The organism is Bacillus silvicola, from assembly GCF_050524305.1.
Classification (GTDB): domain Bacteria; phylum Bacillota; class Bacilli; order Bacillales; family Bacillaceae_G; genus Bacillus_A; species Bacillus_A cereus_AT.
The window spans coordinates 557,945-583,769 of sequence record NZ_JBNGVC010000001.1; the positions used below are offsets into that span (position 1 = coordinate 557,945).

Below are 25,825 nucleotides of genomic sequence, written 5' to 3' on the forward strand. Positions count from 1 at the left end.
CCCCGGATTCATGTTAAGAGATTCCTAAATATTTGTGACACATTTCCTTATCCTCTTTTAATTCATGCATAAAACCGTTATGAACAATTCTTCCGTTATCCATAATATAAAAGTAATCACCAATTTGACTAGCCATCATAAAGTTTTGTTCAACGAGTAAAACTGTTGTTTTCTCTTTCATTTTCAAAATGGCTATCATTAATTTTTCTATCATAATGGGCGACAAGCCTTTACTCGGCTCATCAATAAGTAATAAACCATCACTATTAATAAATGCTCTTGAAATTGCTAGCATTTGCTTTTGCCCTCCGCTTAAGAGTCCACTTTTTTTGTGCCAAAATTGCTTTAAATCTGGAAATAATTCAAGCATCCAGTCTATTTTTTTTTCCGCTTCTTCTCCCTTCTCCCTAGCAAGAGCGAATGTTTCTTCTACTGTCAGGTCGTGAAAAATACCTTGATTTTCTGGTACATACCCTATTCCTTTCCTTGAAATTAAATGTGTAGATAATCCATTTACTTGTGTACTATCATAATAAATTTCACCATGTGCGATATGGTGAAATCCCATAACCGAACGTAATGTCGTAGTCTTCCCTGCCCCATTTCTTCCAAACAGTACAGTAATCGTTCCTTTCTCAACAGTAAGAGATACCCCTTGTAAAATATGAAACTGATCTAAATACGTCTCTATATTATTCACTTGTAATAGTGCCACTATATAATCCCCCTAAATAAGCACTTTGTACACGCTCATCTTTCATCATTTCTTCGGGCAAACCTTCAGCCAATAACTCTCCATGGAATAAAACGATAAGATGGTCTGACAAACCTAGTACCATATCCATTTTGTGTTCAATAAGTACAATTGTACTCTCTGGATGTTTCTTAATATTTTCAATCACTTGTAAAATAGCCGGTACCTCCTCAACTGATATACCTGCCGTCGGCTCATCAAGTAGTAACACATCCGTTTTTAAAGCTAATAACATCGCAAGCTCTAACTTTCGTTTTTCACCATGCGCTAGATCTTTCGCTAATACATGTTCTTTCTCGTGAAGTAATACTGTTTTTAAGAAACGTCTCGCCTCTCCAACTTGTTGCTTAAATTTTGCCGAACTCGAAAAAAAACTATAGTAATCTTGCACAAATGATTGAACACTTAAACGAACATTTTCAAGTACCGTTAACTCTGGGAATATATTTGTAAGTTGAAAAGAACGACCAATTCCTAATCGAGTACGATCCGAAATTGATAAATTTGTAATCTCTTGTCCTTTAAAATATACTTCACCCTTTGTTGGAGAAATTTGTCCACTTAGTAAATTGAATAGCGTTGTCTTTCCTGCACCATTTGGTCCAATAATTGAAATGAGCTTTCCTTTTTGTACTGTTAAATTCACATCCTTAATAACATGATGCTCGCCAAAAGATACGCAAAGATTTTTCGTTTCTAGCAAATGTGTCACGAAATCCCTCCCTTTAAAGCTTTAAGTATGAAAGAAATACGTATAAAGAGGGTGTACTCCCTCTTTATACGAAACAACAGAAAATTCAGTCTATTTATTTTGAACTTTGGGTTCTGTCTCTTTCATCGTTAATTCTCGCTCTAATACTGGCACCGGATAATCAACACCATCTTGCTTTTTCAATGTGATAGAATAAAGTGTCTGCATCGCTTGGTGATCTTTTTCTCTAAACTTCATCTTTCCTTTCGGTGTATCAAATTCCATTCCTTCCATTTTCTTAATCAATGTATCTACATCTGTATCACCTTTTGTTTTCTTTAAAGCTTCTACAATTGAAATTGCCGCTGACATTCCTCCTGCTGTAAATAAATCTGGCACCGCACCATTAAATCGTTTTTTATGTTCTTCAACTAACCAATCATTCACCTTATTTTTCGGAAGTGTGTGATAATAAACAGAAAAACCTTGCATTCCTACTAACGCATCCATCGTTTTTAATGCCGGTATATCTGGTGCACCGGTAGAAATTTTAATACCCTGCGCTTCCACATTCATATCTTTTAACTGTTTCCAAGGTGAATTTGCCCCTGCCCAAACGATAAATAAATAATCCGGCTTTGAGCTAATGATATTTTGAATATTTGCAGTGAAGTCAGTCGAATTTGTATCAGCATATTGTTCGTTTACAATATTCGCACCTAATTTCTTCGCTCCAGCTTTAAATGCCGCAATTCCCTCACGGCCGTAAGCATTATCTTGTGCTAACGTTGCTATTTTTACATCTTTTTTAGCAATTGCCGCAGCACCAGCGACTGCATCTTGAGATGAATTTCTACCTGTTCTAAAAATATATTTATTCCAGTTCTTCCCGGTAATACTATCAGCTACTGCTGGTTCTACAACCATTATTTTTTCATATTCTTGAGCTAGTGGTAAAACCGCTAATGTATCACTTGAACTAGACGATCCGACTAAAAAATCGACTTTCTCTTCTTCTAATAACTTCGTAGCTTTTTTAACCGCTACATCAGCTTTCGTTTCCGTATCTTCTACAACAAACTTAATCTTCTTCCCTTCCACTTTCCCAGTTCCACCAGTTGCATAGTCTAGCCCTAATTCAAATCCGTTCACTGTTTGTTTTCCATATGATTCTAATGGACCTGTTAATGAAGCAAGAACCCCTACCTTAATCGTCTTTTCATCCTCTGTACTTGTTTTCTTTCCTGAACAAGCCGCTGTTACTAATAACGAACCTAAAACACAACCAGTAACCACCGTTCTTAGCCATTTACGTTTTTTCATCGACATTGTGATCCTCCCCATACTTTACTTTCTGATAGAATCAAACACGCCAAAGTTACCCATCCGTAATTATGACTTTTCCTTTGAATAATATAAACGAGATTGTTAGTATACATGTATCTTCTCCGATTTCCATTAAACACCTTTACAATTTCATATAAATATTTTATTCCTACCTATACCGCATTCCCAAACTATTAAACTTCTATCCTTTCTAACAAGCATTTTGAGTCTCCAATATTAATTAGCTTTCTTAAAAAATTGAATTCTTTGGAGTAAACCATCTGTAATAATGATATTCCCTTGACTATCCACATCTATTCCTTGTGGTGAGAAAAACTGCCCTGACATACCATTAAAACCTCCAAAAGACTCTAAAAAATCCCCATTTTCATTGTAAATATTCACACGATTATTAGAAGTATCTGTGACATACACCGTATTATTTATATCGATTTCAATTCCTATTGGCAAAAAAAGATCTCCTGGACCCTCTCTCCAATTTTCTAGTGGATCTAAGTTTCCAGCTCCATGATTTGCACCCCATTTTGCAAGAAAATTACCCTCATTATCAAATTTCTGAACCCTATTATTAATCCGATCAACAACATAAACATTATCTTTTGAATCAATTGCTAATTGCATAGGTTGAAAAAACTCTCCCTCTCCACTTCCTTTTCTCCCCCATTCTTTCATATATACAAAGAATGGATTAAATTTTTGAATACGATGATTTTCTGAATCAGCTATAAATATGTTTCCTTTACTATCAATAGCTATTCCAGATGGAAATTGAAAAAAACCTGGTAATACTCCAAATGAACCATATGAAGCAAGCGCTATCCCTGAATTGGTGAATTTTTGGATACGATGATTTACAGAATCAGATACATACACATTATTGTAACGATCCGTTGCAATCTGTCTTGGAACAAAAAACTGTCCTGGAAGACTTCCGAACCCAAGTGGCCCACCAGTACCAAATAAACTTCCCCACTTAGCAACAATCTTCCCAGATATATCATATTTCAAAATTCGATGATTAAAAGAATCAGATACAAAAACATTTCCATTCGTGTCTCTTTCGACATCATAAGGTCCTGCATATTGTGTATTTCCATTCCTTTCATTACCTATGGTTTTCTTCATTACCGCTGTTAGGCCTACCTCATTATATAAAAGTACACGATTATTTCCCGTATCCGTTATATAGATATTCCCTTTACCATCCGGAAGAACTTGATTAGGATAAACAAACTGGAAAAAGTTACCTGATTCATATAAAAATTGATCTTTATTTGTAAATTTCATTATCCGATTGTTATATGTATCTGCTACATATAGCGATCCAGATGTTGAGTCAAAATTTATTCCTCTTGGATGGTAGAATTGATATGGGCCTAAACCTGCAATTCCTGTTCCGATTACTCGCTGAAACTCCCCTTTTTTATCAAACACTTGAATACGATTGTTATATGTGTCTGCAATATAGACCTCGTCTTGTTTATTTACCGCGATTCCTTGTGGTAAAGCCATTTCTCCATTCGCCTTTCCATAACTCCCTATTGTTTGAATATACTGCCCATCCGGGCTATATTTTTGAATACGATGATTGTATTCATCCGTAATATAGTAATTATTATCGCTATCTACTGCAATTTCCCTAGGAAACGAGAACTGCTCACTTCCTTTACCTTTTGTGCCCCAACTTTTAATAAATTGAAACTCCTCATTAAATTTTTGAATACGATAATTCGCTGTATCCGCAACTAAAATATTACCTTCTTTATCAACAGCAATACCAAATGGCATATTAAACTGTCCCGGACCTTCACCTAAAGTTCCTATAGCATCAACAACTTCTCCATTCTTATCTATTTTCACAATCCTATTATTCCCCATATCAACAACATACAAAAATCCTTTTGTATCCCTTGCCATCGCCACTGGTGTCCTTAATAACTTAGAAGTATCTAGCTCACTCCCCATGATTTCACATATTTTACAGCAGAGGCACTTCCTACAGAAGCAAACATCCCTAGACTTACAGTTACAATGAAAAAACAACATATAATTTTTTTGATAAAATTCATGCTTACTACCATCTAATCACAGTAGCTGCCCAAGTATACCCAGTACCTGCACTAACAGCCACTGCAATATCTCCAGGCTGTAATTTTCCTTGTTCATTCGCAAAGTGTAAGCCAATACACGGATCAAGCGCTGACATATGTCCATAATGATCTAAATATACAACTTGTTCTTCTGCTAGCCCTAGCCCCTGTATCAATTCTATTAACATGGAACGTTTTGTATGCAGTGGTAACAATACTTTAATATCTTTAGGAGTAAATCCACTTTTTCTTAACGCCTCCCGAATAACCTTATCAAAATTAGGGGTTGAAACCCGGTCTAAACGTTCTTTCATACTAATAGGTTCTATTACATCAATATAATGTTGTCGATTCTCAACTGTATCATAGCTCGCAACCAGCTTCGATCCACCAGCTGGAATACGAACATCGTCATGAAATGAACCATCCGTTATAATCGCACTGCCTAATATTTCACCTTTGCTAGCTCCCTTTTTTACTAAAGCTGCACTTCCGCCATCAGCAAAATTAAACATAAAACGTGAGCGTGGATTATCATAATCTACAATTTGAGATTCTTTACATCCACCTACTAATAATATATTTTCAATTGAGTTATCGGAGTAGAGCATATCTTTTGCGACTTTAAGAGCAATGGGAAAGCAAGAACTAACATTCATAACTTCAAAGGCATAAGCATTTTTCAATCCAAGTTCATGCTGAATTTTTGGGGCACTAGACCATACGTGGTAATCTTTATGTGGACTGCCAAAATAAATGACTACATCAATAGATTGAGGATCTACTTGTAATAATATTGGCTTTGCAGCAGCAATAGCTAAATCTGATGCATGCATCGTTTCGTCTGCGACATGTTTTTCATATAACCCAAACTTTTCTATAATAATATTCTCAGGAATACCTGTTTTTTTAGATAAATCTGCGGCTGTCTCTACGTCTTTCGGGAAGAAAACACCAGTTGCTTCAATCCCAATTCTCATTAGACAATTCCTCCTTCTTTTGGCACCATCATCGTCGCTACACCTGTTAACACTAAATCTCCTTTTTGGTTATGACACTCAGTTAACAATTTCAAAACTCTCTTTTCTATCATAAATTTTTGTACTGTTGCCGTGGCTGTAATCGTATCTCCTATAAAAACTGGCGCTGTAAATTTAATAGTTTGTTCCATATAAACGGAACCCTTTCCTGGTAAATGAACGCCTAACAATTGTGATAATAAACTAGAAGTTAATAAACCATGTGCAATTCTTTGATTAAATCTAGTTTGTTTCGCATACTCATGATCAATATGAATTGGATTAAAATCCCCACTTAAACCTGCAAATAGTACAAAATCTGTTTCCGTTATTGTTTTACTACATGATGCCTGTTGACCGGAACTATACATCGTCATCTTTTCACCTACTTTTCAGTTGATTTGCTAACTGTGCTTTTTGAATTTTACCAGTTGCATTTTTAGGAAATTCCTCTAGAAACACAATTTCTTTTGGAACTTTATATTTGGCTAGATATAAACGACAATGATCAATGACTTCCTTTTCAGTTAATACACTGCAACTCTTTTTCACAATAAAGGCGATTGGAATCTCTCCCCACTTTACATGTTGTGTACCAATTACTGCTACCTCACATACTTCTGACAGTTTATTAATAACTTGCTCTACTTCAAGTGGATAAATATTTTCACCACCGGAAATTATCATTTCTTTTTTTCTACCGACAATGTATACAAAACCATCTTCATCAACTCTAGCTAAATCTCCCGTATATAACCAACCATCTTGAATCGTTTCTTCTGTTGCATCTGGCCGATTCCAATACCCTTTCATTACATTTGGCCCTCTTATTAGTAACTCTCCAACTTCACCAATCTCAACTTTATTTTTGTTTTCATCAATAAGTACATAATCACAAAACAGAACAGGTTTTCCAATTGAGCCTACTTTACGTCTTGCATCTTCTTCTGAAAGCATAAATACGGTTGGTGATGTTTCAGTCATACCAAAGCCTTGACCAAATAAAAATCCTCTATCTATAAATTCTCTCATCAACTCTTCTGAACATGGTGCACCACCGTTATAAAACCAGCGAACTGATTGTAAATTTGTAGTTTCAAACTTTGCGCAATTAATTAATGCTTGGTGAATTGTAGGTACTCCCATTACAACAGTCACTTTATATTTTTCTATCATAGAAAGAGCTATGGTTGGCTCAAATTTTCTCGGAACAATGATTATTCCACCTGCAAATAAAGTTGGAAATGCGAATAAACCAATCCCACCAATATGAAATAAAGGCAATAACACAATGGAGCGGTCATGAACAGTTAGGTCAATCGCAAATGTATTATTAAGCGCATTCCAAAACATATTCTCTTGTGTAAGTACAGCTCCTTTCGGTTGTCCTGTTGTCCCCGAGGTATAACATATAATAAAGGATGCGCTTTCATTTATCTCTTCAAAGTTGTCAATTTTTCTATCTTCTATTTCTTTTAAACTTTTAATCGAAATAACTCTTTGTACATATGTTACATTCTGCATTGACAGTGCCATATTTTGAAATGTTTCCTCTACAAATAAAACTGTAGCTCCACTATCTTTCAACTGAAATATAAGTTCATTTTCTGTTAACCGTATATTCAGTGGAACAGCAATACATTCTACCTTTGCTATAGCAAATAAAAGTACAATATATTCCAAGCTATTTTGTGATAAAATAGCTATCCTCTCTCCTTTTTGCACATTTAAGTCGTAAATTAAATATGCTGCTACTTTACTTACATACTCATGTAACTGTTTATATGTCATTTCCTCCTCTTCTGTAATAATGGCAATGCGATCTGGATGCAAATAGGCCCGTTTTTCAATCCAATAAGCAATGCCTTGCATATTTTCCCCACTCCCTTATCTCTTTCTCAATCCTTCAAATATTAATGACATCGCTGCTTCAAATACATCTTCCGGAACATCTTTCTCTTCCCAATAGCCCCATCGCATTCCTAAAAATTGACCAATTGACATAAGACAATACGCAATTGTTTCTTTATCAAGTCGTTTAAATTCTCCCGCTTCCATGCCAGCCGATAAACTTTTTAAAAATCCATTTGCTAGCTTTGCATAATACCATCTATATAAATTATCATCAACAACTACCGCCTGTTGTACAATGTTATATAGATTAGGACGATCTTTCACCCATCGAAAAAAGGCCTGAAAACCTCTTCTTTGTGCCTCTTCATAACTTGATATCCCCTTCATTTCTTCTTTAATAATTAAGCGTAACTCACGGTTAAACTTAAGAATTAATTCATCAAATATATCTTTTTTAGTTGGAAAATAATTATAAAATGTTCCATGTGCCACATTTGCTTCTTGCGTAATATTCACAATAGAAGCCTCATAATATCCTTTACTACCAAATACTTTTTCTGCAGCACACAATAACTTTTCTCTCGTTTCAAGTCCTTTTGTTGTTAAGTTTTTTACATCCACTATTATTTTTTCTGACACCTGAATCACCTCTTAGATTTGATTATAAATTTATTTCTGAATTTTACAACTATTTTAATTAGGCAAAATCCGACAAGCACTTTTCCGTACACTAAAAAAAACTAACCTAAAATAGGTTAGTCTTTTACTTTCAGTTAGAATTAAGCTCGACCTTCTCTAACCCTTCAATCAATTGTTTCTTATCTAGCCCTTCCCCTATTACTACCAAGTTTGTCGGGAAACCAAAATCTTGCTCCAATAAAGTCGGTACCCCAAACGAATATTGGAATAGATGAGGGTATTTATCTCCATGGAATTTCACAAAACCTTTCACTCGATAAATACTATCTGGTAAATTCGAAAGCCATTCATATAATTTGTCTTGATCAATCGATTTCGTGAATTGATACGTCATCGTTTGTATATGTAAATGCTGTTTAACATGAAGTGTCTCGTGTTCCCCATCACTCACAAATTCAGCTTCTTCTATATCATTTAAAGATATATTACAATATTTTGTTTCAAACAATTTCGCATGACTATTTATTGCTTTCACTTCTTCAAATACTTTGTTCTTATCTTCTTCTGTTAGTAAATCTGATTTATTAATAAGAAGGTGACTACCAAATTTCATTTGCTCATGCAGTAACTGTTGTACATTTGCACTTAATATACTTCGATTTAGCCATCTTACTGCATCTAAAACGACTACAATTGATTTCACTTCTAAGAAAGGTGCTAAAATTGGTGATACACATGCATCTAACACTTCAATTGGATGTGCAACGCCTGTTGTTTCTATGTAAATTACATCTGGTCTTTCTTGCTGATATAATGAATGCAATTGTATTTCAAGTTCTTCCTTTAACGTACAACAAATACATCCTTTTAGTAATTCTCTTAATACATTCTCTTTACCAATAATATCTGTATCTACTGAGTATTCACCAATTTCATTCATTAAAACAGCAACTTTTCTATTCTTCTTTTTCTCCGCTAATAATAAATTTTGTAATAATGTTGATTTTCCACTACCTAAAAAACCACCTAATATATGAATTTCCACTTTATTCATTTGATCAACCATCCATTTCTTTATTTCAAACGTATTCAAAGCGTAATAATTACGATTTATATTTATCATTTTATTAAAAGAATAACAATTTGTAAATATATCTACTAGCTTCACTTTTCATTTACTTCATGAGCAACTCTAATTCCAGACTCAATCGCTCCCTGCATCCACCCATGTGTCAACGTTGTATGTTCTCCTGCAAAGTGTACGTTTCCAGCCGGCGACGCAATATAAGGAAATAATTCTAGCTCTTGCCTTGGTTCAAAAGCTGTAAATGCTCCGCAAGAATACGTATTCTTACTCCAGCTAAAAGATTCCCCTTTTATAAACTCACTATAGACCACATTCCCATAAATTTGCGCTAAATTTTTCAATGCGTAACGAATACGCTCTCTATGCGGGAGACTATCCCATGTTAATGCCTCATCCGCCCACGTATAACTTGCTATAACAATAGCTGCCCCTGGTGACTGAATGCCATAACTCGGATAATATGTAAAACGTATCGGTAAATCTGTAATAGATTTACCACCACACTGCCCCACTCTTTCCCAAAATCTACTTTTAAACTCTATCGCAATTTTAGTTGCAGCAATATAATTCAATTCACGAATTGCCCGTCTTTTATAATAAGAGAATAAATGATACGGCTGGACTTCTACAAATCGCAAAGCTGAAAATGGAATTGTGACAATAACGATGTCACCAGTTACTATGAATGAATTTAACGTTTTTTCATGTGTTACTTGCATCATTACTTTATTATCTTCCTGTATAATTTTTTCTACTTTATACGACATAAAAATATTATCCTTTAGCTCTGGTAAAAATGAATTTGGTAATGCATCCATCCCGCCCGTTATCTCATAATATTTCGCCGTTGAAGTGAAAAAGATCATTTCGCGTAATACTTCAATTAAAGACATTCCCATGTATGCTTCCATATCAAGAAGTACTCCGATCATATCTATTGCCCCATCTGAATAATACTCGGTTAAAAATGAACCGAGCGAATATGCTTTATACTTTTTTTTAACAATAATCCAGTTTTTATTAGGATCTTTCTTAATATAATTAAGTATCGGTTCCAATACCTCTAACATTAATCCTTCTGCCGTTTTCCCCCTTTCTTTATTTAAAACTGGATATCCAAGTACACTTGGGTCCTTTTCAAACACATCCAATCTCGTTCTTTTGTTATTCGTATAAATTATATCTGCAGAAGTTTTATTAATAAAAAAGTTTAACGGTAGTTTAAATTTACGAATGTAAGCTAAAGTTAAATCATGAGTATCCGGAATACGCATAGGGCCTGCGTTAAAATATAGCCCTGCACTAAATGGTTCACGAATCGTATACACCCTGCCACCTATTCTGTTATTTGCTTCTATAATCGTTATCTCGTGCCCAGCCTCTTTTAATAAAGATGCTGCAACTAATCCAGACATCCCTGCACCGGCAATTGTAATCCGTTTGGGGTTATTTGTTTTGGCAAGCCCTTCATGAATAATTTGAAGCATTTCTTCCATCGATAATGGATTCCCCATGCCAATTCCCCTTTTATGAAGGATTTTACTGAATTATATTCGTTTAACAGGATTCCTATGTTTCATTCAAGTAATTGAGCGGATACATTTTCAATTACTTGAATATCTTTTATAAAATGTAATAAAATAGATATGAAACTTTAGAAGTAAGACGTATTATCTTACATAATAAAATTAATGAAATTGCGAGGAATTTTGAAATGAAAAAAGGTATTAACCGTGTTGTATTAGTAGGAACAGGAGCAGTTGGGTGTAGTTATGCTTACTGCATGATTAACCAAGCTGTAGCTGAAGAATTTGTTTTAGTGGATGTAAATGAAGCAAAAGCAGAAGGAGAAGCAATGGACTTAAGCCATGCCGTACCTTTCGCACCAGCTCCAACAAAGGTTTGGAAAGGTAGTTATGAAGATTGTAAAGACGCAGATCTTGTTGTAATTACTGCTGGGTTACCACAAAAACCAGGTGAAACACGCTTAGACTTAGTTGAGAAAAACGCTAAAATTTTCAAGCAAATTGTTCGTAGCATTATGGATAGCGGATTTGATGGCATCTTCTTAATCGCAACTAACCCTGTAGATATTTTAACTTACGTAACTTGGAAAGAGTCTGGATTGCCAAAAGAACGCGTAATTGGTTCTGGTACAACTCTTGACTCAGCTCGTTTCCGCTATATGTTAGGTGAGTACTTCGATATTGGACCTCATAACATTCACGCTTATATTATCGGAGAGCACGGTGATACAGAACTTCCTGTTTGGAGTCACGTATCAATTGGCATTCAAAAACTAGAAACGCTTCTTGAAAAAGACAACACATATAATCAAAAAGATTTAGATGATATTTTCATAAACGTGCGTGATGCAGCTTACCACATTATTGAACGAAAAGGTGCTACATACTACGGCATCGGCATGTCACTGCTACGTGTTACGAAAGCAATCTTAAACAATGAAAACAGCGTATTAACTGTATCAGCATACCTTGAAGGTCAATACGGCCAACAAGATGTTTATATTGGCGTACCTGCTGTCTTAAACCGCGGAGGCGTTCGTGAAATTTTAGAAGTTGAATTAAGTGAAGAAGAAGAATTAAAATTCGATCACTCTGTTCAAGTATTGAAAGAAACAATGGCTCCTGTTCTTTAATCATATATTTTAATCAAAAAAGCAATCCAATTTATATTGGATTGCTTTTTTATATTTTTACAGTTCCCCCTCAATTTAAACGGTAATATTATCTATAATAGAAAGGAGTGATTTCATGAATGATTCTTTGACAATTGTAATCCTCTTACTAGCTGTAGCGGCATTAATACTTTTTCTCTTTTTAATCATCCGAACATTATTTCCAACCAAAAAATATGATAAGAATCTCGGATTGATTCTTATTATTTTAAGCTTGTTAGCAATACCGATAAGTATCTTCCTTATAGGAGGATGGGCAGGTATGGGGGTTGGCATAATCGCGGTGTTTATTTTTGCTGCTGTTATTATAGCTTTAATTGCAAATAAATTTATAAAACTACCTCCTCCAAAGAAAAAATAAGAAATAACCGATGTTTTCCCCAAAAGACAACATCGGTTATTTCTATCACTTATTACTTTTAATCGATTTATCATTATTTACGTCAAGTACATCTAATAAAAAGATAAAGATCGGTATCCCGATAATAAGCCCCCATATTCCGAGGAAATGCTCTGAAAAGATAAGAATCATAAATGTATAAAAAACAGGTAAATTCGTTTTTGCAGACATAAATTTTGGATTTAAAAAATAACTTTCAAGAGCATGGATTATTGTAATGAATACTAGTATGTATACAACATACATAACTCCACCGACGTTATAGGCAATTATACACAGTGGAAACAGGGAAATAATAACACCAGCAACTGGAATCAAACCGAGTAGAAAGACCATGACAGCTAATACAAGGAGCTGTGGAAATCCTAAAATGACAAGTGCGATTACAGTGAGCACACAATTGACAACCGCAATTAAAAACTGTGCTTCAATCACCTTGCCAAACGATCTTGCAAATCTTTCGCCGAAATATGCAATCTCCTCATAAAAAATCTTTAATTTACTATCTTTAAATTTAGACGTGAATGAAATAATCCGCTCTTTTTCTAATAAGAAAAATAAGCTTAGAATAAGAGACAATAGTATTTGCAAACTTACCTTTCCTATGTTTGCTATTGATTGATAAATGACATCCACACCTTGTTCAATATATTTTGATACTTCCATTTCATTAATTGCTGAAAGTACGTATCTAATCATCTCATTATCAGGTGGATGTTGAAAAAACAATTTAAATTGATAAATTAATTGTGAAATTTGTATCGTTAGTACCGGTAAATACTTATACAATGTTGTGACAATAAAGGTCACTAATATTATATATAAACAAGCAATAACTACCTTCCTATTCACTTTCAACTTCTTTGAAATAAAACGTTGAAACCGATCCATTAAAAATGTCAGTATAAACGTAATCAAAATTAAATTGATCATACTTTTTAATCCATATAATACAAGCGCTAATATTATTAAAACGAGAAATCGTTGAAACCCTCTACTTCGAAAAAAATTTTTCACGTCATTCATTAAGATTTAACCTCCCCCTTCAATGGATGGAAATTGGATATATTGCAACACACACTTATTCATTGTAATACTATTACATTTTATGAGCTTCTATAGACAATCTTTCTTATTAATTGGGAAGAATCCTTTTTTTCTTTTTTATTGTCGGATTTTTTTATCTAATACTTTTCTAAAAACTACTTTATCAACTCTATATTTTAGGAGATCGTCTATTTTTAAACTGTTGCTCCTTAGTAGATTTTTCATATTGAAAAAAGAGAGTTATCTATTACTTAACCCTCTCTAAAAAAATACTAAATGAAAAGCTTAATTATTTCAATCTAATCATTTCTTTTTTGCATTTGCTTCACTAACAATTCCTTCACTTGGTTATACGTTAACCCTGAATTTTTGTTTAAACGCTTTACTTCCTCGACATCAGTACCTACCACTGTATATTTTTTCTCATCATTCATTTTTCTACTTCCTTTCTCACCGGATTATTTCTTATATTTCTTCCCTAAACTCTTATAAATTAACACAAATACAAATAAGGAAACTGTGCGTAATTCAATTACTAAAAGGGAATTCAGTTGTGTAAGAGAAGGAAAATATCAAAAAATGTCGAATTTATATACTTGTTGAATTTAAGAACTTGGAGGATACATTTTGAAAACATATGAGTTTAAACTTAACATTCCAACATTAGAAGAATATAAATATTTGTGTGATTCTGTTGGATGGACTAATTATATGAATTTTGAAGTAGCGGATACTTCACTGCAGCATTCTATTCACTGCATCACAGTCAAAGATAATGATCAAATTATCGGCATGGGGAGAATTGTTGGTGATGGATCTATCTATTTCTATATTCAAGATATAGTGGTTCATCCAGATTATCAGAAACATGGTATTGGGAAAGAAATCATGCATCGTTTAGTTGCATACTTAAATGAGAACGCCCCTGATAAGGCGTTTGTCGGTTTGTTTGCATCACAAGGTAAAGAATCGTTCTATGAGAAATTTGATTTTAAAGATTACTCACCAAACATGACAGGGATGTTTACTGTCATTTCAAAATAATAAACATAATAGATTTTTAATTGTAAGGAAAAACATCGATGCATATGAAGGAAATTGTTCTTACAATAAGAGTTTAAACATTACATACAAAAGGAGAGTACATATATGGCTAATATGTACTCTCCTTTTGTTTATCTAACTCTTTATATATCAAATTTCTTAATAAAATTTCACTACATCTTCAGTAGGTAAGAATGTTCTTTCCCCTGGTTCTTCATTTGGCTCACCAAATGGCATTTGTCCTACTAAACTCCACTCTGCTGGAATGTTCCAAGTTTCTTTTACCTCAGCATCTACGATTGGGTTGTAATGTTGCAGTGATGCGCCAATTCCTTCAGCAGACAATAGCATCCACACAGTATGTTGTAACATGGCATTACCTTGATGAGACCAGAATGGGAATTGATCTTTATATAACGGTGCATTTTCTTGCATTTTTTCTACAGTTGCTTGATCTTCAAAGAATAAAACTGTACCTACACCTGTATGGAAACCTTTTAGTCTTTCTACAGTCGCTTCAAAGTTTTCTGCTGGTACGCGTGATCTAAGCGTTTCTTTTACGATATCCCAAAACTTTTCATGCTCTCCATCCATTAATACAACCATACGGCCACTTTGCATATTGAAAGATGTTGGTGCGTGTAAAGCTGTTTTTAAAACCTCTTCAATTCTTTCTTTTGTAATTGCATCATTTTTTGTTACTTTACGAATTGAACGACGGTTCACGATTGCTTCTTTTAAGTTTGTTGTAGTTGCTGACATTTTAATTCCTCCAAATATTTGTTTTATAATTTATTTTGTTATTTCATAACAAGCGAATTAGCAATATCCATCTGTATTACATTGCATTCCTTCAAAAGAATTTGTTTTATTCTTTTCAATTTCTTTATCAATTACTCTCTCTAGCGTTTCTTTACTAGCAAGCCCTTGAATGACTTCATCGCCAATCATGACAGTTGGAACAGCCATAATATTCGCTTCATCATATGCACGCTGAATTGCTTCTTGATGTTTTTCTTTATATTTTCGATTTACTAATGCATCTTTAAATTCAGCTTCTGGAAGCCCTACTTCTACCGCTAGTTTTGTTAACACATCAATATCTTCAATGTTTTGTTCTTCTTGGAAAAATGCGGTGAATACGCGGTGATGATACTCATTCCCTAGCCCACGTTCTTTCGCAAATTCACATCCTTCAAAAGCTAGATGTGTATATGGATGCGGTGAAACACGTGGCAAGCGCATATCGATTCCTAATTTCTTCGCTGTAGGAAGAATGAAAGCATCCCATGAACCTAACTTTTCTGGTTCATTCCATGGATCTATTTTTGAATATGGACTTGGACGTAATTCAAATGGCATCCATTCAATTTCTACGTCTTTCTCTTTCGCTACTTCATCTAATGGACCTTTTGCTAAAAAACAAAACGGACATATAAAGTCTGAGTATACTTTCATTTTTACAGTCATAATTTTTACACCTTACCTTTATAGTTGTAATCAAAACAGTTACATTAATAATAAAAAAATATAGATAATATTTTAAGCATTCATTTTCTCTTGTAAAGATTCAAACAACTGCCCCATCGTAATATTTTTCAAAACTTCTTCCATCGCGGATTGCGCTTGAATTAATATAACTTCTAACACCACTTGAATATTCGCGCCAATTGGACAATCTGGATTTGGTTGCTCATGAATATGAAATAGTTTATCCTCTTCCACTACATTTACTGCATGATACACATCTAACAACGTGATTTCATGTAAATCCTTTAATAACCCCGCGCCACCTGGTCCGCGATTTACGTAAACAAATCCAGCTTGTTTCAAGTACGACATTATTTTACGAATGACTACCGGATTTGTATTTACACTTTTGGCCATATAGTCTGAAGTGCAAAGTGAAGATGGATTGTTTTTTAAAATAGATAAAATATGAACAGCTATAGAAAAGCGGCTACTAATTTTCATCGTAATCACCACCTCGATGTAATCATTATAGTTACAACTAAAAGATAAGTCAATCCTTTTGATAGATTTTTTATAAGCAAATTAAAAAGTGTCCCATTATGATATATGAGACACTTCTTTTTATTCTGTAAATAGCGCTTGAAATTCTTCAATAAATAGCTGCACAGCGATTGAAGAATCCTTTAATGATGGAACAGCTAAAGCAATTTCTCTCCATACTTGCGGTTCCAACTCTCTCGTTTGCACATTTTTTGGTAAATTCGTTAAAGATAATTCAGCTAATATCGCAATACCTAATCCTTCTTGAATCATATTTAAAGCTGTAGTAACGGTCGAAATTACATACTCAGCCCGAAGTGGTACGTTGGCTTGTTTAAACATATCAATAATGGGTGGTTCGTATCCGCCCTTACATAATATGATCGGTTCATTCTCTAAATCACTAATTGTAATAGAGTCCTTCTTACAAAGAGGATGATCCTCTCTTAAGATAACAACCATTTTCCCCTTCGTTAATGGGACAATCTCCATATCTTTATTAGGCAAAATAACAATTCCTATATCAACAACCCTCGATACTAACCAATCTTCAACTTCTTTAATCGTCCCTTCACAAAGAACGACTTCTAAGTTCGGATACTTCTCCTTAAAAAGATTTATCATTTTGGGTAAGAAATGCGCAGAAGCACTCGGAAAACTACCAATTCGAATCGTCCCAACTTCGTGCCCTTTCTCCATCGCAACTTCTTGTTCAATCTTCTCTACACCGTTCAAAATCTCTCTAATATGTACAAGAATTCTGTTTCCTACATCCGTAACGAGTAATCCTTTTCGTTTATCACGTATAAGAATAGTAACTCCTAATTCTGACTCAATACTTGAAATCGCATGACTTACAGCTGGTTGCGTCATATTTAACACCCGAGCAGCCTTCGTAAAACTACCTAACTCAACAGTTTTTATTAATACTTGCAGTTGTGTAATGGTCATAACTAATCACTTATACTCCTTATAAAAAAGATTCATTTTATTTATCACAGTCGATATCATATCATAGTGAGATGAATAACACCAAGGAGGTTTTACAGTGACACAGCTTTCTCGAACTAAGACAGCCATAATCCTTACGTTTCTCGTTTTCATGTGGGGAATCAATTGGCCTTTATCTAAGTTTGCCCTACATTATACACCACCCGTTTTATTTGCAGGCGTTCGAACTTTAATTGGAGGATTCATTTTACTCCTTTTCGCTTTACCGAAATACAAAGAGTTACATTTAAAAGAAACTTGGCATTTATACGTTATTTCTTCTTTACTTAACATCATTATATTTTACGGACTACAAACTGTCGGACTTCAATACATGCCCGCCGGACTATTCTCCGCAATCGTATTTCTCCAACCTGTCTTACTCGGCATTTTCTCATGGATTTGGCTTGAAGAGGCAATGTATGGCTTGAAAATTTTCGGACTTATTCTTGGATTTATTGGTGTAGGGGTTATTAGCTCTAGTAGTTTAACTGGACATATTTCTATTATCGGTGTTCTACTTGCTTTAGGCTGTGCTATCGGCTGGGCACTCGGCACAGTATTTATTAAGAAAACTGGACACCGCGTTAATGCCATTTGGATGGTAACACTTCAGCTTATTATTGGCGGACTTTGCTTAATCGGATTTGGTTCAAAATTTGAAAGCTGGTCTAACATCGCTTGGAGTATACCATTTGTAAGTGTACTACTATTCATCTCATTCTTTGTTATTGCAATGGGGTGGCTCGCTTACTTCACACTTGTTGGAGCCGGTGAAGCAAGCAAAGTTGGAGCTTATACATTCCTTATCCCTCTTATCGCTATTATTGTAAGTTCAATTTTCTTACATGAGGCAATTACGATTAGCTTATTTATCGGACTTTTATTTATTGTGGTAAGTATTTGTTTTGTAAATATAAAGCCGAAAACACTTGCTGTAGGGCAGCAAGTTGAAATGAAATAAATAGACATAAGAAAGAGCCTACTTTTTGTAGGCTCTTTCTTATGTCTATTTTGTGCACCATCACTTTAAGTACCAACAAAAAGGGAAATCTCTCTTTTTGTTATAACTATCCATATCAATAATCTTTCAGCTCTATCCCGTTAGCAGCTTTCGCTATCATTTTCGAAACCATCTTAAATCGTACAACCATAATAGTTGGTATACGCAACATTAAGTTGCGAAGAAAGATTTTGAATTTCGATTTTTCAACCATACTCCCTGCAGCCATTAATCCTATTTTTTGATTTTTCTCAACAAACTTTCTCATTTTTTGTTCATAGGCAATAAATGCACGGGCGAAGTCGCCATCTGCAGCTTTGAGTTCACCAGCTAATACAAAAGCCCCGACAAGCGCCAGGCTAGAGCCTTGACCCGATAAAGGTGATGGTCCATACGCTGCATCACCTACCAATGTAACCCGCCCCTTTGACCATGTCGGCATGTGAATCTGGCATATCTCGTCAAAATAAAAGTCTGTCGCATCTCTCATGGTCTTGAGTAGATGCGAGGTTTCCCAACCTGTATGGTCTAAGAAGGCATTTTCTACAAGTTTCTTTTCAGCCTTCTTCCCGTAATAAACAAACAAGGCTCCTCATCATCTCTTTCATCTAGATACCTTTTTAACCAAATAGTGCAACGAGTATTAAAGTATACTTCCCTTTCTTTATCACCTTTCCCATGCAAAATGATTCGTTGAGAAGTTAATATCATCACGATTCAGTTTTACGTCTTCTCCAATACGGCAGCCCGTAGAATACAAAAATTCAAATAATGATATGATTTCTCTCGTTGTATTGGGATGTTTATAAACCATCAATTTTTTGTTCCTCTCCTATTCTTCATACTTCTGTTCATTAGCCAAAGTATGAAGAATAAGAGCTTTTTTATATACAAATAATAAAGCTCAAGGAGTTGTTGACATGAATTTCATATTAAATATTTTAGGGATTTTCATTGTAATATTATTCGTTTTCCTATGTTCGCCTAATAAAAGAAAAATAAAATGGAGACCAATCAGTATTCTAATAATATTGGAGCTTTTTATTACATGGTTTATGTTAGGTACCAAATTGGGTAGTATCATAATTAATAAAATTGCGTCATTTTTCAGTTGGCTACTTTCATGTGCGAATGAAGGTATTCGATTTGCATTTCCTTCAGCTATGGAAAATCAAACAATTGATTTCTTCTTTAGCGCATTACTTCCTATCATTTTTGTTATCACTTTTTTTGATATTCTTTCTTATTTTGGAATCTTAACTTGGATTATCGATAAAGTAGGTGCAATCATTTCAAAGATTTCTCGTTTACCAAAGTTAGAAAGCTTCTTTTCCATTCAAATGATGTTTTTAGGAAACACGGAAGCACTTGCAGTTGTTCGTGATCAATTATCTGTTTTAAAAGAAAATCGTTTGTTGACTTTTGGAATTATGAGTATGAGTAGCGTCAGCGGTTCCATTCTTGGTGCTTATCTATCAATGGTTCCAGCAACATATATTTTCAGCGCCATTCCTTTAAACTGTATTAACGCATTAATTTTAGCCAATGTTTTAAATCCTATAGAAGTCACTAAAGAAGAAGATATTATTTATTCACCTTCAAAAAATGAAAAAAAAGATTTCTTTTCTACCATTTCAAATAGTATGTTAGTTGGGATGAATATGGTTATTGTTATTTTAGCTATGGTAATTGGATATGTAGCATTAACAGCATGTTTAAATGGGATTTTAAGTTTTTTTGTAACAGGTTTAACAATTCAAAAAATCTTCTCTATTATCTTTAGTCCTTTTGCATTTTTACTTGGTGTATCAGGCAGTGATGCTATGTATGTAGCTGAATTAATGGGGATAAAAATAACAACGAACGAATTTGTTGCAATGATGGATTTAAAATCAAACTTAAAGTCTTTACAACCGCATACGATTGCAGTTGCAACAACATTTCTAGCCTCTTTTGCTAACTTTAGTACAGTAGGTATGATTTATGGAACTTACAATTCATTATTTGGCGGAGAAAAATCTTCAATCATCGGTAAGAATGTTTGGAAGCTTCTTGTTAGCGGAATGGCTGTTTCCTTATTAAGCGCTATGCTTGTGGGGCTTTTTGTATGGTAAATGAATAATACGAATGTCAATTTTTTATTTCCCAATATTTCTCCTCCAATTTCTTGTCACGCCACCCTGAAACAATGCTGGTTCGCTTATGACCATCTCTAAAAAGTAAAGAGCAGAAGATACAAAAAATTATTTAATTTTAACACTTCAAACACGCATCCCTCCTCGAGGCTGCTTAATCTCTAATATTAATTAACAAAGGTCTCATTACTTTCAATGAGACCTTTCAATGTTGCCTATTTTTTACGACGTACTACAAAAATACAAGTACCCACTGACGATACAATTGCCAAAATGGATAAGATAATTGCTATTGTTTGCATATTAATGATACCTGCATTCTCTTTCACATTAGATACTTCACCATGTTCTCCTGTTAATGATGTACCTTTTGCAATCGTAGTAAGAGAATGTGGTTTCTCAGCTTTCTCATCACCTGTCCATTCAACAATTTCTCCGTCCTTATATTGCTGATATGCATCCCAAGCTATTTTTTGTTCTTTATCTGGATTTTTAGCTACGAAAGTAAATCGCTGGAACTGACCAGGTAAAATCCCATCTCCTGTTGCTTCCCATATTACAGTTTTAACTTTTCCAGCTGCATCTTTTTGTTCTTCCACTTTCCATCCTGGTACTGGCTCATACTGTTGAAACTCGACTCCAGATGGTATTTTCAGTGTAACTTTTGTTGTTGCCATATTCTTTTCAACAGGTACCTTTATTGTATAAGTTTCCCAAGAGCTAACGTCAGAAGTTGCTGGTTTTACAGTCACATGAGCACTAACAGGTAACGAAAAAATTCCCATTGCAATTATTGTTGCGATCATTGTTGTTCCTAATTTTTTTATACGTTTCATTTTCTATTTACTCCCTTTCATCTATAACGCCTCTTTACCCCGCTATTCGCCGCGCAGTATGACCCCCTACCTCAAAATTCAGCGAAAGCAAAGAAGTTAGGCTGGGGATCAACTGCCCGTAAAAGCCCAATTGGGGCGGGCTAATAATCAGTGTGGGATGCGTCCCCCACTGATTAAAGTTTCACTTTACCTGCCGCCTACTATAAATTTATAATCCGTATCAAAGCTATCAAGAGATTTTGTTAATCCGTGAACTTGTATATTCCAGTTTCCTGTCATGTTAATATACATACCTTCCGCTTCATATTCTCCCGGTGAAACTGCCGAAACTTTAAATGAACCTTTGCCCATATTCATATCTAACGATTGAGTCGTTAGTATAATTTGCTCCATATCAGTAACAGGTTGTCCATTTTCATCCTTCAAAGTAATATGAAATGTATTCTGTCCTACTTTATTAGGACTTACATTTAGCGTAAGTTCATATCCATTATCTAATTGTTTACTCTCTGTAAAAGGTCCAGTAGGAGGCATCGGTGGTGTTTGTACGTTTGTCATAAAGGCCACGATTATGAAAACGATAACTCCAATGATAAACTCTACTTTCACCGTAGCTCCTAACCTTTGCTGCGCTCGCATTCTCCCTTTCACATAATGAATAATTCCCAATATACCCATACAAACGAATAAAAGTATCTTTGCTAATAAGGCTAATCCATACTTCGTATCAAATAGTGAATGGATCGTTGGAATAAAAAATGTACTGTTAAAAAGACCTGTTAATAAAATCACTATGACAGTACCTGTTGCCCATGGTGAAAAACGCTTAATCGCATCCCAATACATAGCCCACTTACCATCCTCTTTACGTAAAAGAAGAATAATCGATGATAGACCACCAACCCATAATGAAGCTGCAAATAAATGTAGAAAGTCCATAACGACAGCAATTTCTTTAAACTTTAATCCATATGCATGACTATTGAAGGCTTTCATAACAAGTAACCCAATAAATAATAGTATTGGAATGCTCCATACTTTAAAAGACGAAAGCTTTTCACGCTTCATCGCAAAATATGTAACAATTATAAGCATACTAATAAGAGCCATTTGAGTGATCCATACATAACCAAAAACAGATAGCTGTAATGTTTCTTTTAATAATAAAGGATCGAATGCTTCTAGCCATGAAACATCAGCATTTATTTTCGCTTGCAATGGTAAATTGAAAAGTAAACTAATGAATATACCAAATAATGATATCCATATTATTTTCTTACTCCTCGACTGAACTTGACTTTCACTTCCTTTATAAAGGATAAGATTAAATAATAGAACACCGATAAATAGAGAAAAACTTGTATATAAAATTCCGCGTTCCACAATCATATCGATTTTCGGAACATAGCCCATCTCTTCTACTTTTATATCATCTGTTCCCGCTTCTGCTGACCCAATACGGAACGGAATAACTCCTTGAATTGGATGTCCATCAGCTGAAATAGCTTTCCACTGAATAGAATAGAGACCATTTTTGAGATTCTCTTTTAAGCCAGCTTCTAATAATTTTTTATTACTTTTATCTATATGAGCATCTTTTAAATCTACTCTTTTACCTGAGGAATCTCTTACAAACAATGTATTAAAATGTGAAACTTGTATATCCTCATCAAATTCAATTTTCACAACAGGTGGTGCTTTCTTTAATGTTTCATTTTCCGTAGGGTTTGATTTTACAACATACGCATGAGCAGATGCACTTTTTGGTATTAATATGATAAAAACGCATGCAATTAATAGCCATGCCCCTAACCTTCTTATTACTTTCACACTCATTTCACTTCTTTCTTTTTCGTCACTACACTTTCATTACTTTACTTCTTGAATTTTATTCTCCGCTAAACTATTAACCTGATTAAGTATAAGGATCTATATAGTATCACTCTCTATTAATTCCTCACCTCTATACTTCTAATATAATAGTAACTATCCTCACAGACATTACTTATATTTTTAAAGTCGATTATTATTATAGCACAAAATATATTTTTGTAAGTTTCTAAAAAAGAAAAGTTATCGTGAATCATTTGTGAAGAAAATGTGAAATACATAAAGTAAAACTTTAATCAGTGGTTTTTTTGCCCTTCCCCCACCTAACTCCCTCACATTCGCCAGCTTTTGAGGTGGGAGTCTTACTGCCCACAAATAGCGGGATAAATAAAAAGGTGATACGTTAGTACGTAACACCTTTTAAAAAAATATCCTTCTTTTATTTCTCTTCTGGATAATCACAGTACTCAATGATTGTTCCTTCTGTATCTGCCGGGTTAAGATATATTAACCTTCTGCTATGTTTATTCATTCGAAGTATATGCTCTAACGCTCGAATACCTTGTTCTTTAAATATGTTGTGTTTCAACATATCCTTTCCCTATTTTTAAATTTCATTTTCTTTTTTAGGGTTACTTTCAATTATTTTTAACAACTGTTTTACCCTTTTATCATATGTATGTTCGATTAGCGTTCTCTTAAGTCCTTCCATCGCAATTTTCTTTCTTTGTGCCGGATTCACTAAATATCTTTCTGCTTTCTCTATAAAATCAACCGATGAAGTAAATGTCTCAATTTGTGCCCCTGGAATATAGCACTTTTCCAAGTCTGAACGAATATCCGTCATTTGAAAAGCACCTGTACTAGCTATTTCGAATGTACGATTATTAATGGAACAAGCATTTATTTTTACTTTATTTATATTAAATGTTAAATCCTCTATCGAACGATGTATATTAATGTTAATTTTACTTTTTTTGTAATATCCCATACTATTTTTATAAACCAAAAATGGTAAAAGTAAAATTTTATCCTTCAATAACTCATAACTTTTTAGTCTATCCCAATTACATCCTATAATTAGAGTGTTTTTAGTCACTAAGTACTCTGCAATTGAATCAATAAACGCGAGCCGATTATCAAAAGCAGTCCCTATGAAACTAATATCAAATGCGTATTCCTCTTCCGTAAGTATCGGCGTATATAAAGGAGGTTCGGCCGCTAAAGGCAAGTAATATACATTATCACAGCCTAAATCTTTATAAAAATCAATACATCCTGTATCTTGTGTAAAAACATAATCATAATCAAGCACTAAGTTTTTCGTCACATCTGTAAAGTAAGGATCATCTGTAAGCCAGAGTGCAGTCTTAAATTTATATTGCTTTAATTCTTGTATCCCCTTAGTTATCCCTTCTTCAAAACCATGGAATACAATAATGAGAGACGGTTGTATCTTTAAAGCTGTTTTCACCAAATTTTCGTATGTTACCATCGTTACATTACCAATTGCTTTTGTCAAACTATTAAATATAGATTCCTCTAGCACCGGAAAATATACAGAAGCACCAGATTTAACAAATAATACGTTATAATTTTCAGCACTATTTGAAATCTCCACAGATAACCACTCTCCAATACATGAAATTAACTATTTATATTAATTGCCTAAAAATATATAGTTGGTTACAAACTACTATTCCCCTTTAACATGTTGCTATGGAAAAAGAGAATAATCAGCTAATTTTCATCTTAGTATAAGATATGACTTTCTTATAAAATGTATAACTTTTTTGTCACTCCACACAAATACATATATTTAAAGGTGCTACGTTAGTACGTAACACCTTTCTCAAAAATATACTTCTTTTATTTCTCTTCCGGATAATCACAATACTCAATAATTGTCCCTTCAGTATCTGCTGGGTTAAGGTAAATTAATCGCCTACCATGTTTATTCATTCGAAGTGTATGTTCTAACGTTCGAATACCTTGTTCTTTTAACTCTTCTAAAGCTACATCTAAATCATCTACACGATACGCAACGTGATGAACGCCTTTACCTTTTTGTTTAATAAATCGGGCTATTGGAGATGTCGTATTATTCGTAGGCGCAAGTAATTCAATTCTATCGCCATCTACTTCAAGAATAGCCACTTCACTTTCAACGCCTGGTGCCTCACTTACGTAACGATCTATTAAAGTTCCTAACAATACCTTTTCATAAAAACGTATCGTACTATCTATATCTCGAACTGCGATGCCGATATGATCAATTGTTTTTTTCATTCTATTTCCCCTACTACTTTATTTTTTCTATCCTTATTAATAGTAACAAAAAAAGTTAT

Annotated in this window: 24 protein-coding genes and 4 pseudogenes; 5 read left to right on the forward strand and 23 right to left on the reverse strand. The window is 34.2% G+C overall.

The window, feature by feature from the left end:
• Positions 1 to 13: 13 nt before the first annotated feature.
• The 10 genes and pseudogenes from ACP6L7_RS02890 to ACP6L7_RS02935 form a co-directional block, all read right to left on the reverse strand.
• The gene (locus ACP6L7_RS02890) at positions 14 to 715 is read right to left on the reverse strand and encodes a branched-chain amino acid ABC transporter ATP-binding protein (protein ID WP_098361792.1); all 702 of its coding nucleotides are present in this window, start codon (positions 713 to 715) and stop codon (positions 14 to 16) included.
• Complete coding sequence (locus tag ACP6L7_RS02895; protein WP_430528885.1) at positions 693 to 1,466, reverse strand: ABC transporter ATP-binding protein; 774 nt, start codon at positions 1,464 to 1,466, stop codon at positions 693 to 695. Before ACP6L7_RS02895 ends, ACP6L7_RS02890 begins: the two co-directional genes overlap by 23 nt.
• Positions 1,467 to 1,556: 90 nt before the next feature.
• Positions 1,557 to 2,774: a substrate-binding domain-containing protein gene (locus tag ACP6L7_RS02900; protein ID WP_097832488.1), complete on the reverse strand. Its 1,218-nt coding sequence runs from the start codon at positions 2,772 to 2,774 to the stop codon at positions 1,557 to 1,559.
• 234 nt (positions 2,775 to 3,008) lie between these two features.
• Positions 3,009 to 4,804, reverse strand: a pseudogene (locus ACP6L7_RS02905) (NHL repeat-containing protein).
• A 62-nt stretch (positions 4,805 to 4,866) separates the two neighbouring features.
• Positions 4,867 to 5,862, reverse strand: a complete 996-nt coding sequence (locus ACP6L7_RS02910) for a 3-oxoacyl-ACP synthase (protein ID WP_097832489.1) — start codon at positions 5,860 to 5,862, stop codon at positions 4,867 to 4,869.
• On the reverse strand, positions 5,862 to 6,278 hold the full coding sequence (locus ACP6L7_RS02915) for a MaoC family dehydratase (RefSeq protein WP_097832490.1): 417 nt from the start codon (positions 6,276 to 6,278) through the stop codon (positions 5,862 to 5,864). Before ACP6L7_RS02915 ends, ACP6L7_RS02910 begins: the two co-directional genes overlap by 1 nt.
• A gap of 4 nt (positions 6,279 to 6,282) precedes the next feature.
• Positions 6,283 to 7,773 (reverse strand): o-succinylbenzoate--CoA ligase, encoded by a 1,491-nt coding sequence (locus ACP6L7_RS02920; RefSeq protein WP_097832491.1) that lies wholly within the window; start codon positions 7,771 to 7,773, stop codon positions 6,283 to 6,285.
• Positions 7,774 to 7,788: 15 nt separating this feature from the next.
• Positions 7,789 to 8,394, reverse strand: coding sequence for a TetR/AcrR family transcriptional regulator (locus tag ACP6L7_RS02925; protein ID WP_141533448.1), 606 nt, complete (start codon positions 8,392 to 8,394; stop codon positions 7,789 to 7,791).
• A 130-nt stretch (positions 8,395 to 8,524) separates the two neighbouring features.
• A complete protein-coding gene (locus tag ACP6L7_RS02930; protein ID WP_097832509.1) occupies positions 8,525 to 9,448 on the reverse strand; it encodes a CobW family GTP-binding protein in 924 nt (307 codons plus the stop codon).
• Between the two features lie 110 nt (positions 9,449 to 9,558).
• Entirely contained in the window at positions 9,559 to 10,995 is a 1,437-nt protein-coding gene (locus ACP6L7_RS02935) for a flavin monoamine oxidase family protein (protein WP_430528886.1), read from the reverse strand.
• 200 nt (positions 10,996 to 11,195) lie between these two features.
• On the opposite strand from ACP6L7_RS02935, the gene ACP6L7_RS02940 reads away from it, so the two are divergent.
• Together ACP6L7_RS02940 and ACP6L7_RS02945 are read left to right on the forward strand one after the other, a co-directional pair.
• The gene (locus tag ACP6L7_RS02940) at positions 11,196 to 12,140 is read left to right on the forward strand and encodes an L-lactate dehydrogenase (protein WP_000715316.1); all 945 of its coding nucleotides are present in this window, start codon (positions 11,196 to 11,198) and stop codon (positions 12,138 to 12,140) included.
• A gap of 115 nt (positions 12,141 to 12,255) precedes the next feature.
• Positions 12,256 to 12,540 (forward strand): YesK family protein, encoded by a 285-nt coding sequence (locus ACP6L7_RS02945; RefSeq protein WP_097832493.1) that lies wholly within the window; start codon positions 12,256 to 12,258, stop codon positions 12,538 to 12,540.
• Between the two features lie 45 nt (positions 12,541 to 12,585).
• Here ACP6L7_RS02945 and ACP6L7_RS02950 read toward each other — a convergent pair whose 3' ends face one another.
• Both ACP6L7_RS02950 and ACP6L7_RS02955 read right to left on the reverse strand, forming a co-directional pair.
• Complete coding sequence (locus ACP6L7_RS02950) at positions 12,586 to 13,605, reverse strand: AI-2E family transporter (protein ID WP_097832494.1); 1,020 nt, start codon at positions 13,603 to 13,605, stop codon at positions 12,586 to 12,588.
• Between the two features lie 320 nt (positions 13,606 to 13,925).
• The gene (locus ACP6L7_RS02955) at positions 13,926 to 14,060 is read right to left on the reverse strand and encodes a hypothetical protein (RefSeq protein ID WP_097832495.1); all 135 of its coding nucleotides are present in this window, start codon (positions 14,058 to 14,060) and stop codon (positions 13,926 to 13,928) included.
• A 193-nt stretch (positions 14,061 to 14,253) separates the two neighbouring features.
• On the opposite strand from ACP6L7_RS02955, the gene ACP6L7_RS02960 reads away from it, so the two are divergent.
• Positions 14,254 to 14,670, forward strand: coding sequence for a GNAT family N-acetyltransferase (locus ACP6L7_RS02960; RefSeq protein WP_097832496.1), 417 nt, complete (start codon positions 14,254 to 14,256; stop codon positions 14,668 to 14,670).
• A gap of 159 nt (positions 14,671 to 14,829) precedes the next feature.
• Here ACP6L7_RS02960 and ACP6L7_RS02965 read toward each other — a convergent pair whose 3' ends face one another.
• The 4 genes from ACP6L7_RS02965 to ACP6L7_RS02980 all read right to left on the reverse strand — a co-directional run bounded on the left by ACP6L7_RS02965 (position 14,830) and on the right by ACP6L7_RS02980 (position 17,634).
• The gene (locus tag ACP6L7_RS02965) at positions 14,830 to 15,432 is read right to left on the reverse strand and encodes a nitroreductase family protein (protein WP_097832497.1); all 603 of its coding nucleotides are present in this window, start codon (positions 15,430 to 15,432) and stop codon (positions 14,830 to 14,832) included.
• A 57-nt stretch (positions 15,433 to 15,489) separates the two neighbouring features.
• On the reverse strand, positions 15,490 to 16,140 hold the full coding sequence (locus tag ACP6L7_RS02970; RefSeq protein WP_071733864.1) for a DsbA family oxidoreductase: 651 nt from the start codon (positions 16,138 to 16,140) through the stop codon (positions 15,490 to 15,492).
• 72 nt (positions 16,141 to 16,212) lie between these two features.
• Complete coding sequence (locus ACP6L7_RS02975) at positions 16,213 to 16,644, reverse strand: Rrf2 family transcriptional regulator (RefSeq protein WP_097832498.1); 432 nt, start codon at positions 16,642 to 16,644, stop codon at positions 16,213 to 16,215.
• 120 nt (positions 16,645 to 16,764) lie between these two features.
• Entirely contained in the window at positions 16,765 to 17,634 is an 870-nt protein-coding gene (locus ACP6L7_RS02980) for a LysR family transcriptional regulator (RefSeq protein ID WP_071769982.1), read from the reverse strand.
• A gap of 97 nt (positions 17,635 to 17,731) precedes the next feature.
• Here ACP6L7_RS02980 and ACP6L7_RS02985 point away from each other — a divergent pair, with 97 nt between their 5' ends.
• Complete coding sequence (locus ACP6L7_RS02985) at positions 17,732 to 18,637, forward strand: DMT family transporter (RefSeq protein WP_430528887.1); 906 nt, start codon at positions 17,732 to 17,734, stop codon at positions 18,635 to 18,637.
• Positions 18,638 to 18,752: 115 nt separating this feature from the next.
• Here the strand turns inward: ACP6L7_RS02985 and ACP6L7_RS02990 are convergent.
• Both ACP6L7_RS02990 and ACP6L7_RS02995 read right to left on the reverse strand, forming a co-directional pair.
• Positions 18,753 to 19,235, reverse strand: a pseudogene (locus tag ACP6L7_RS02990) (FAD-dependent monooxygenase); the annotation flags it as partial.
• Positions 19,223 to 19,451: pseudogene (locus ACP6L7_RS02995) on the reverse strand (tyrosine-type recombinase/integrase); the annotation flags it as partial. The pseudogenes ACP6L7_RS02995 and ACP6L7_RS02990, both read right to left, overlap by 13 nt.
• Positions 19,452 to 19,596: 145 nt before the next feature.
• Between ACP6L7_RS02995 and ACP6L7_RS03000 the strand changes: the two are divergent.
• The gene (locus ACP6L7_RS03000; protein WP_097832499.1) at positions 19,597 to 20,790 is read left to right on the forward strand and encodes a nucleoside transporter C-terminal domain-containing protein; all 1,194 of its coding nucleotides are present in this window, start codon (positions 19,597 to 19,599) and stop codon (positions 20,788 to 20,790) included.
• A gap of 236 nt (positions 20,791 to 21,026) precedes the next feature.
• On the opposite strand, the gene ACP6L7_RS03005 is transcribed toward ACP6L7_RS03000, so the two are convergent.
• The 5 genes and pseudogenes from ACP6L7_RS03005 to ACP6L7_RS03025 form a co-directional block, all read right to left on the reverse strand.
• Positions 21,027 to 21,647, reverse strand: a complete 621-nt coding sequence (locus ACP6L7_RS03005) for a YcnI family copper-binding membrane protein (RefSeq protein ID WP_097832500.1) — start codon at positions 21,645 to 21,647, stop codon at positions 21,027 to 21,029.
• Positions 21,648 to 21,833: 186 nt separating this feature from the next.
• The gene (locus tag ACP6L7_RS03010; RefSeq protein WP_141533450.1) at positions 21,834 to 23,483 is read right to left on the reverse strand and encodes a copper resistance CopC/CopD family protein; all 1,650 of its coding nucleotides are present in this window, start codon (positions 23,481 to 23,483) and stop codon (positions 21,834 to 21,836) included.
• 433 nt (positions 23,484 to 23,916) lie between these two features.
• Positions 23,917 to 24,048: pseudogene (locus ACP6L7_RS03015) on the reverse strand (glyoxalase); the annotation flags it as partial.
• A 36-nt stretch (positions 24,049 to 24,084) separates the two neighbouring features.
• Positions 24,085 to 25,098: a CgeB family protein gene (locus tag ACP6L7_RS03020; RefSeq protein WP_097832501.1), complete on the reverse strand. Its 1,014-nt coding sequence runs from the start codon at positions 25,096 to 25,098 to the stop codon at positions 24,085 to 24,087.
• A 248-nt stretch (positions 25,099 to 25,346) separates the two neighbouring features.
• Positions 25,347 to 25,766 carry a VOC family protein gene (locus ACP6L7_RS03025; protein WP_000750834.1) on the reverse strand — a complete coding sequence of 140 codons (420 nt, stop codon included), beginning with the start codon at positions 25,764 to 25,766 and terminating at the stop codon, positions 25,347 to 25,349.
• Positions 25,767 to 25,825: the final 59 nt, after the last annotated feature.

Coding starts and splice junctions, on each gene's coding strand:
- ACP6L7_RS02900 (WP_097832488.1), bottom strand. CDS start 2,774: ATGTCGATGAAAAAACGTAAATGGCTAAGAACGGTGGTTACTGGTTGT.
- ACP6L7_RS03000 (WP_097832499.1), top strand. CDS start 19,597: ATGAATTTCATATTAAATATTTTAGGGATTTTCATTGTAATATTATTC.
- ACP6L7_RS02965 (WP_097832497.1), bottom strand. CDS start 15,432: ATGTCAGCAACTACAACAAACTTAAAAGAAGCAATCGTGAACCGTCGT.
- ACP6L7_RS03025 (WP_000750834.1), bottom strand. CDS start 25,766: ATGAAAAAAACAATTGATCATATCGGCATCGCAGTTCGAGATATAGAT.
- ACP6L7_RS02930 (WP_097832509.1), bottom strand. CDS start 9,448: ATGAATAAAGTGGAAATTCATATATTAGGTGGTTTTTTAGGTAGTGGA.
- ACP6L7_RS02920 (WP_097832491.1), bottom strand. CDS start 7,773: ATGCAAGGCATTGCTTATTGGATTGAAAAACGGGCCTATTTGCATCCA.
- ACP6L7_RS02955 (WP_097832495.1), bottom strand. CDS start 14,060: ATGAATGATGAGAAAAAATATACAGTGGTAGGTACTGATGTCGAGGAA.
- ACP6L7_RS02935 (WP_430528886.1), bottom strand. CDS start 10,995: ATGGGGAATCCATTATCGATGGAAGAAATGCTTCAAATTATTCATGAA.
- ACP6L7_RS02975 (WP_097832498.1), bottom strand. CDS start 16,644: ATGAAAATTAGTAGCCGCTTTTCTATAGCTGTTCATATTTTATCTATT.
- ACP6L7_RS02910 (WP_097832489.1), bottom strand. CDS start 5,862: ATGAGAATTGGGATTGAAGCAACTGGTGTTTTCTTCCCGAAAGACGTA.
- ACP6L7_RS02915 (WP_097832490.1), bottom strand. CDS start 6,278: ATGACGATGTATAGTTCCGGTCAACAGGCATCATGTAGTAAAACAATA.
- ACP6L7_RS02940 (WP_000715316.1), top strand. CDS start 11,196: ATGAAAAAAGGTATTAACCGTGTTGTATTAGTAGGAACAGGAGCAGTT.
- ACP6L7_RS02970 (WP_071733864.1), bottom strand. CDS start 16,140: ATGACTGTAAAAATGAAAGTATACTCAGACTTTATATGTCCGTTTTGT.
- ACP6L7_RS02980 (WP_071769982.1), bottom strand. CDS start 17,634: ATGACCATTACACAACTGCAAGTATTAATAAAAACTGTTGAGTTAGGT.
- ACP6L7_RS02945 (WP_097832493.1), top strand. CDS start 12,256: ATGAATGATTCTTTGACAATTGTAATCCTCTTACTAGCTGTAGCGGCA.
- ACP6L7_RS03010 (WP_141533450.1), bottom strand. CDS start 23,483: ATGAGTGTGAAAGTAATAAGAAGGTTAGGGGCATGGCTATTAATTGCA.
- ACP6L7_RS03005 (WP_097832500.1), bottom strand. CDS start 21,647: ATGAAACGTATAAAAAAATTAGGAACAACAATGATCGCAACAATAATT.
- ACP6L7_RS02950 (WP_097832494.1), bottom strand. CDS start 13,605: ATGAATGACGTGAAAAATTTTTTTCGAAGTAGAGGGTTTCAACGATTT.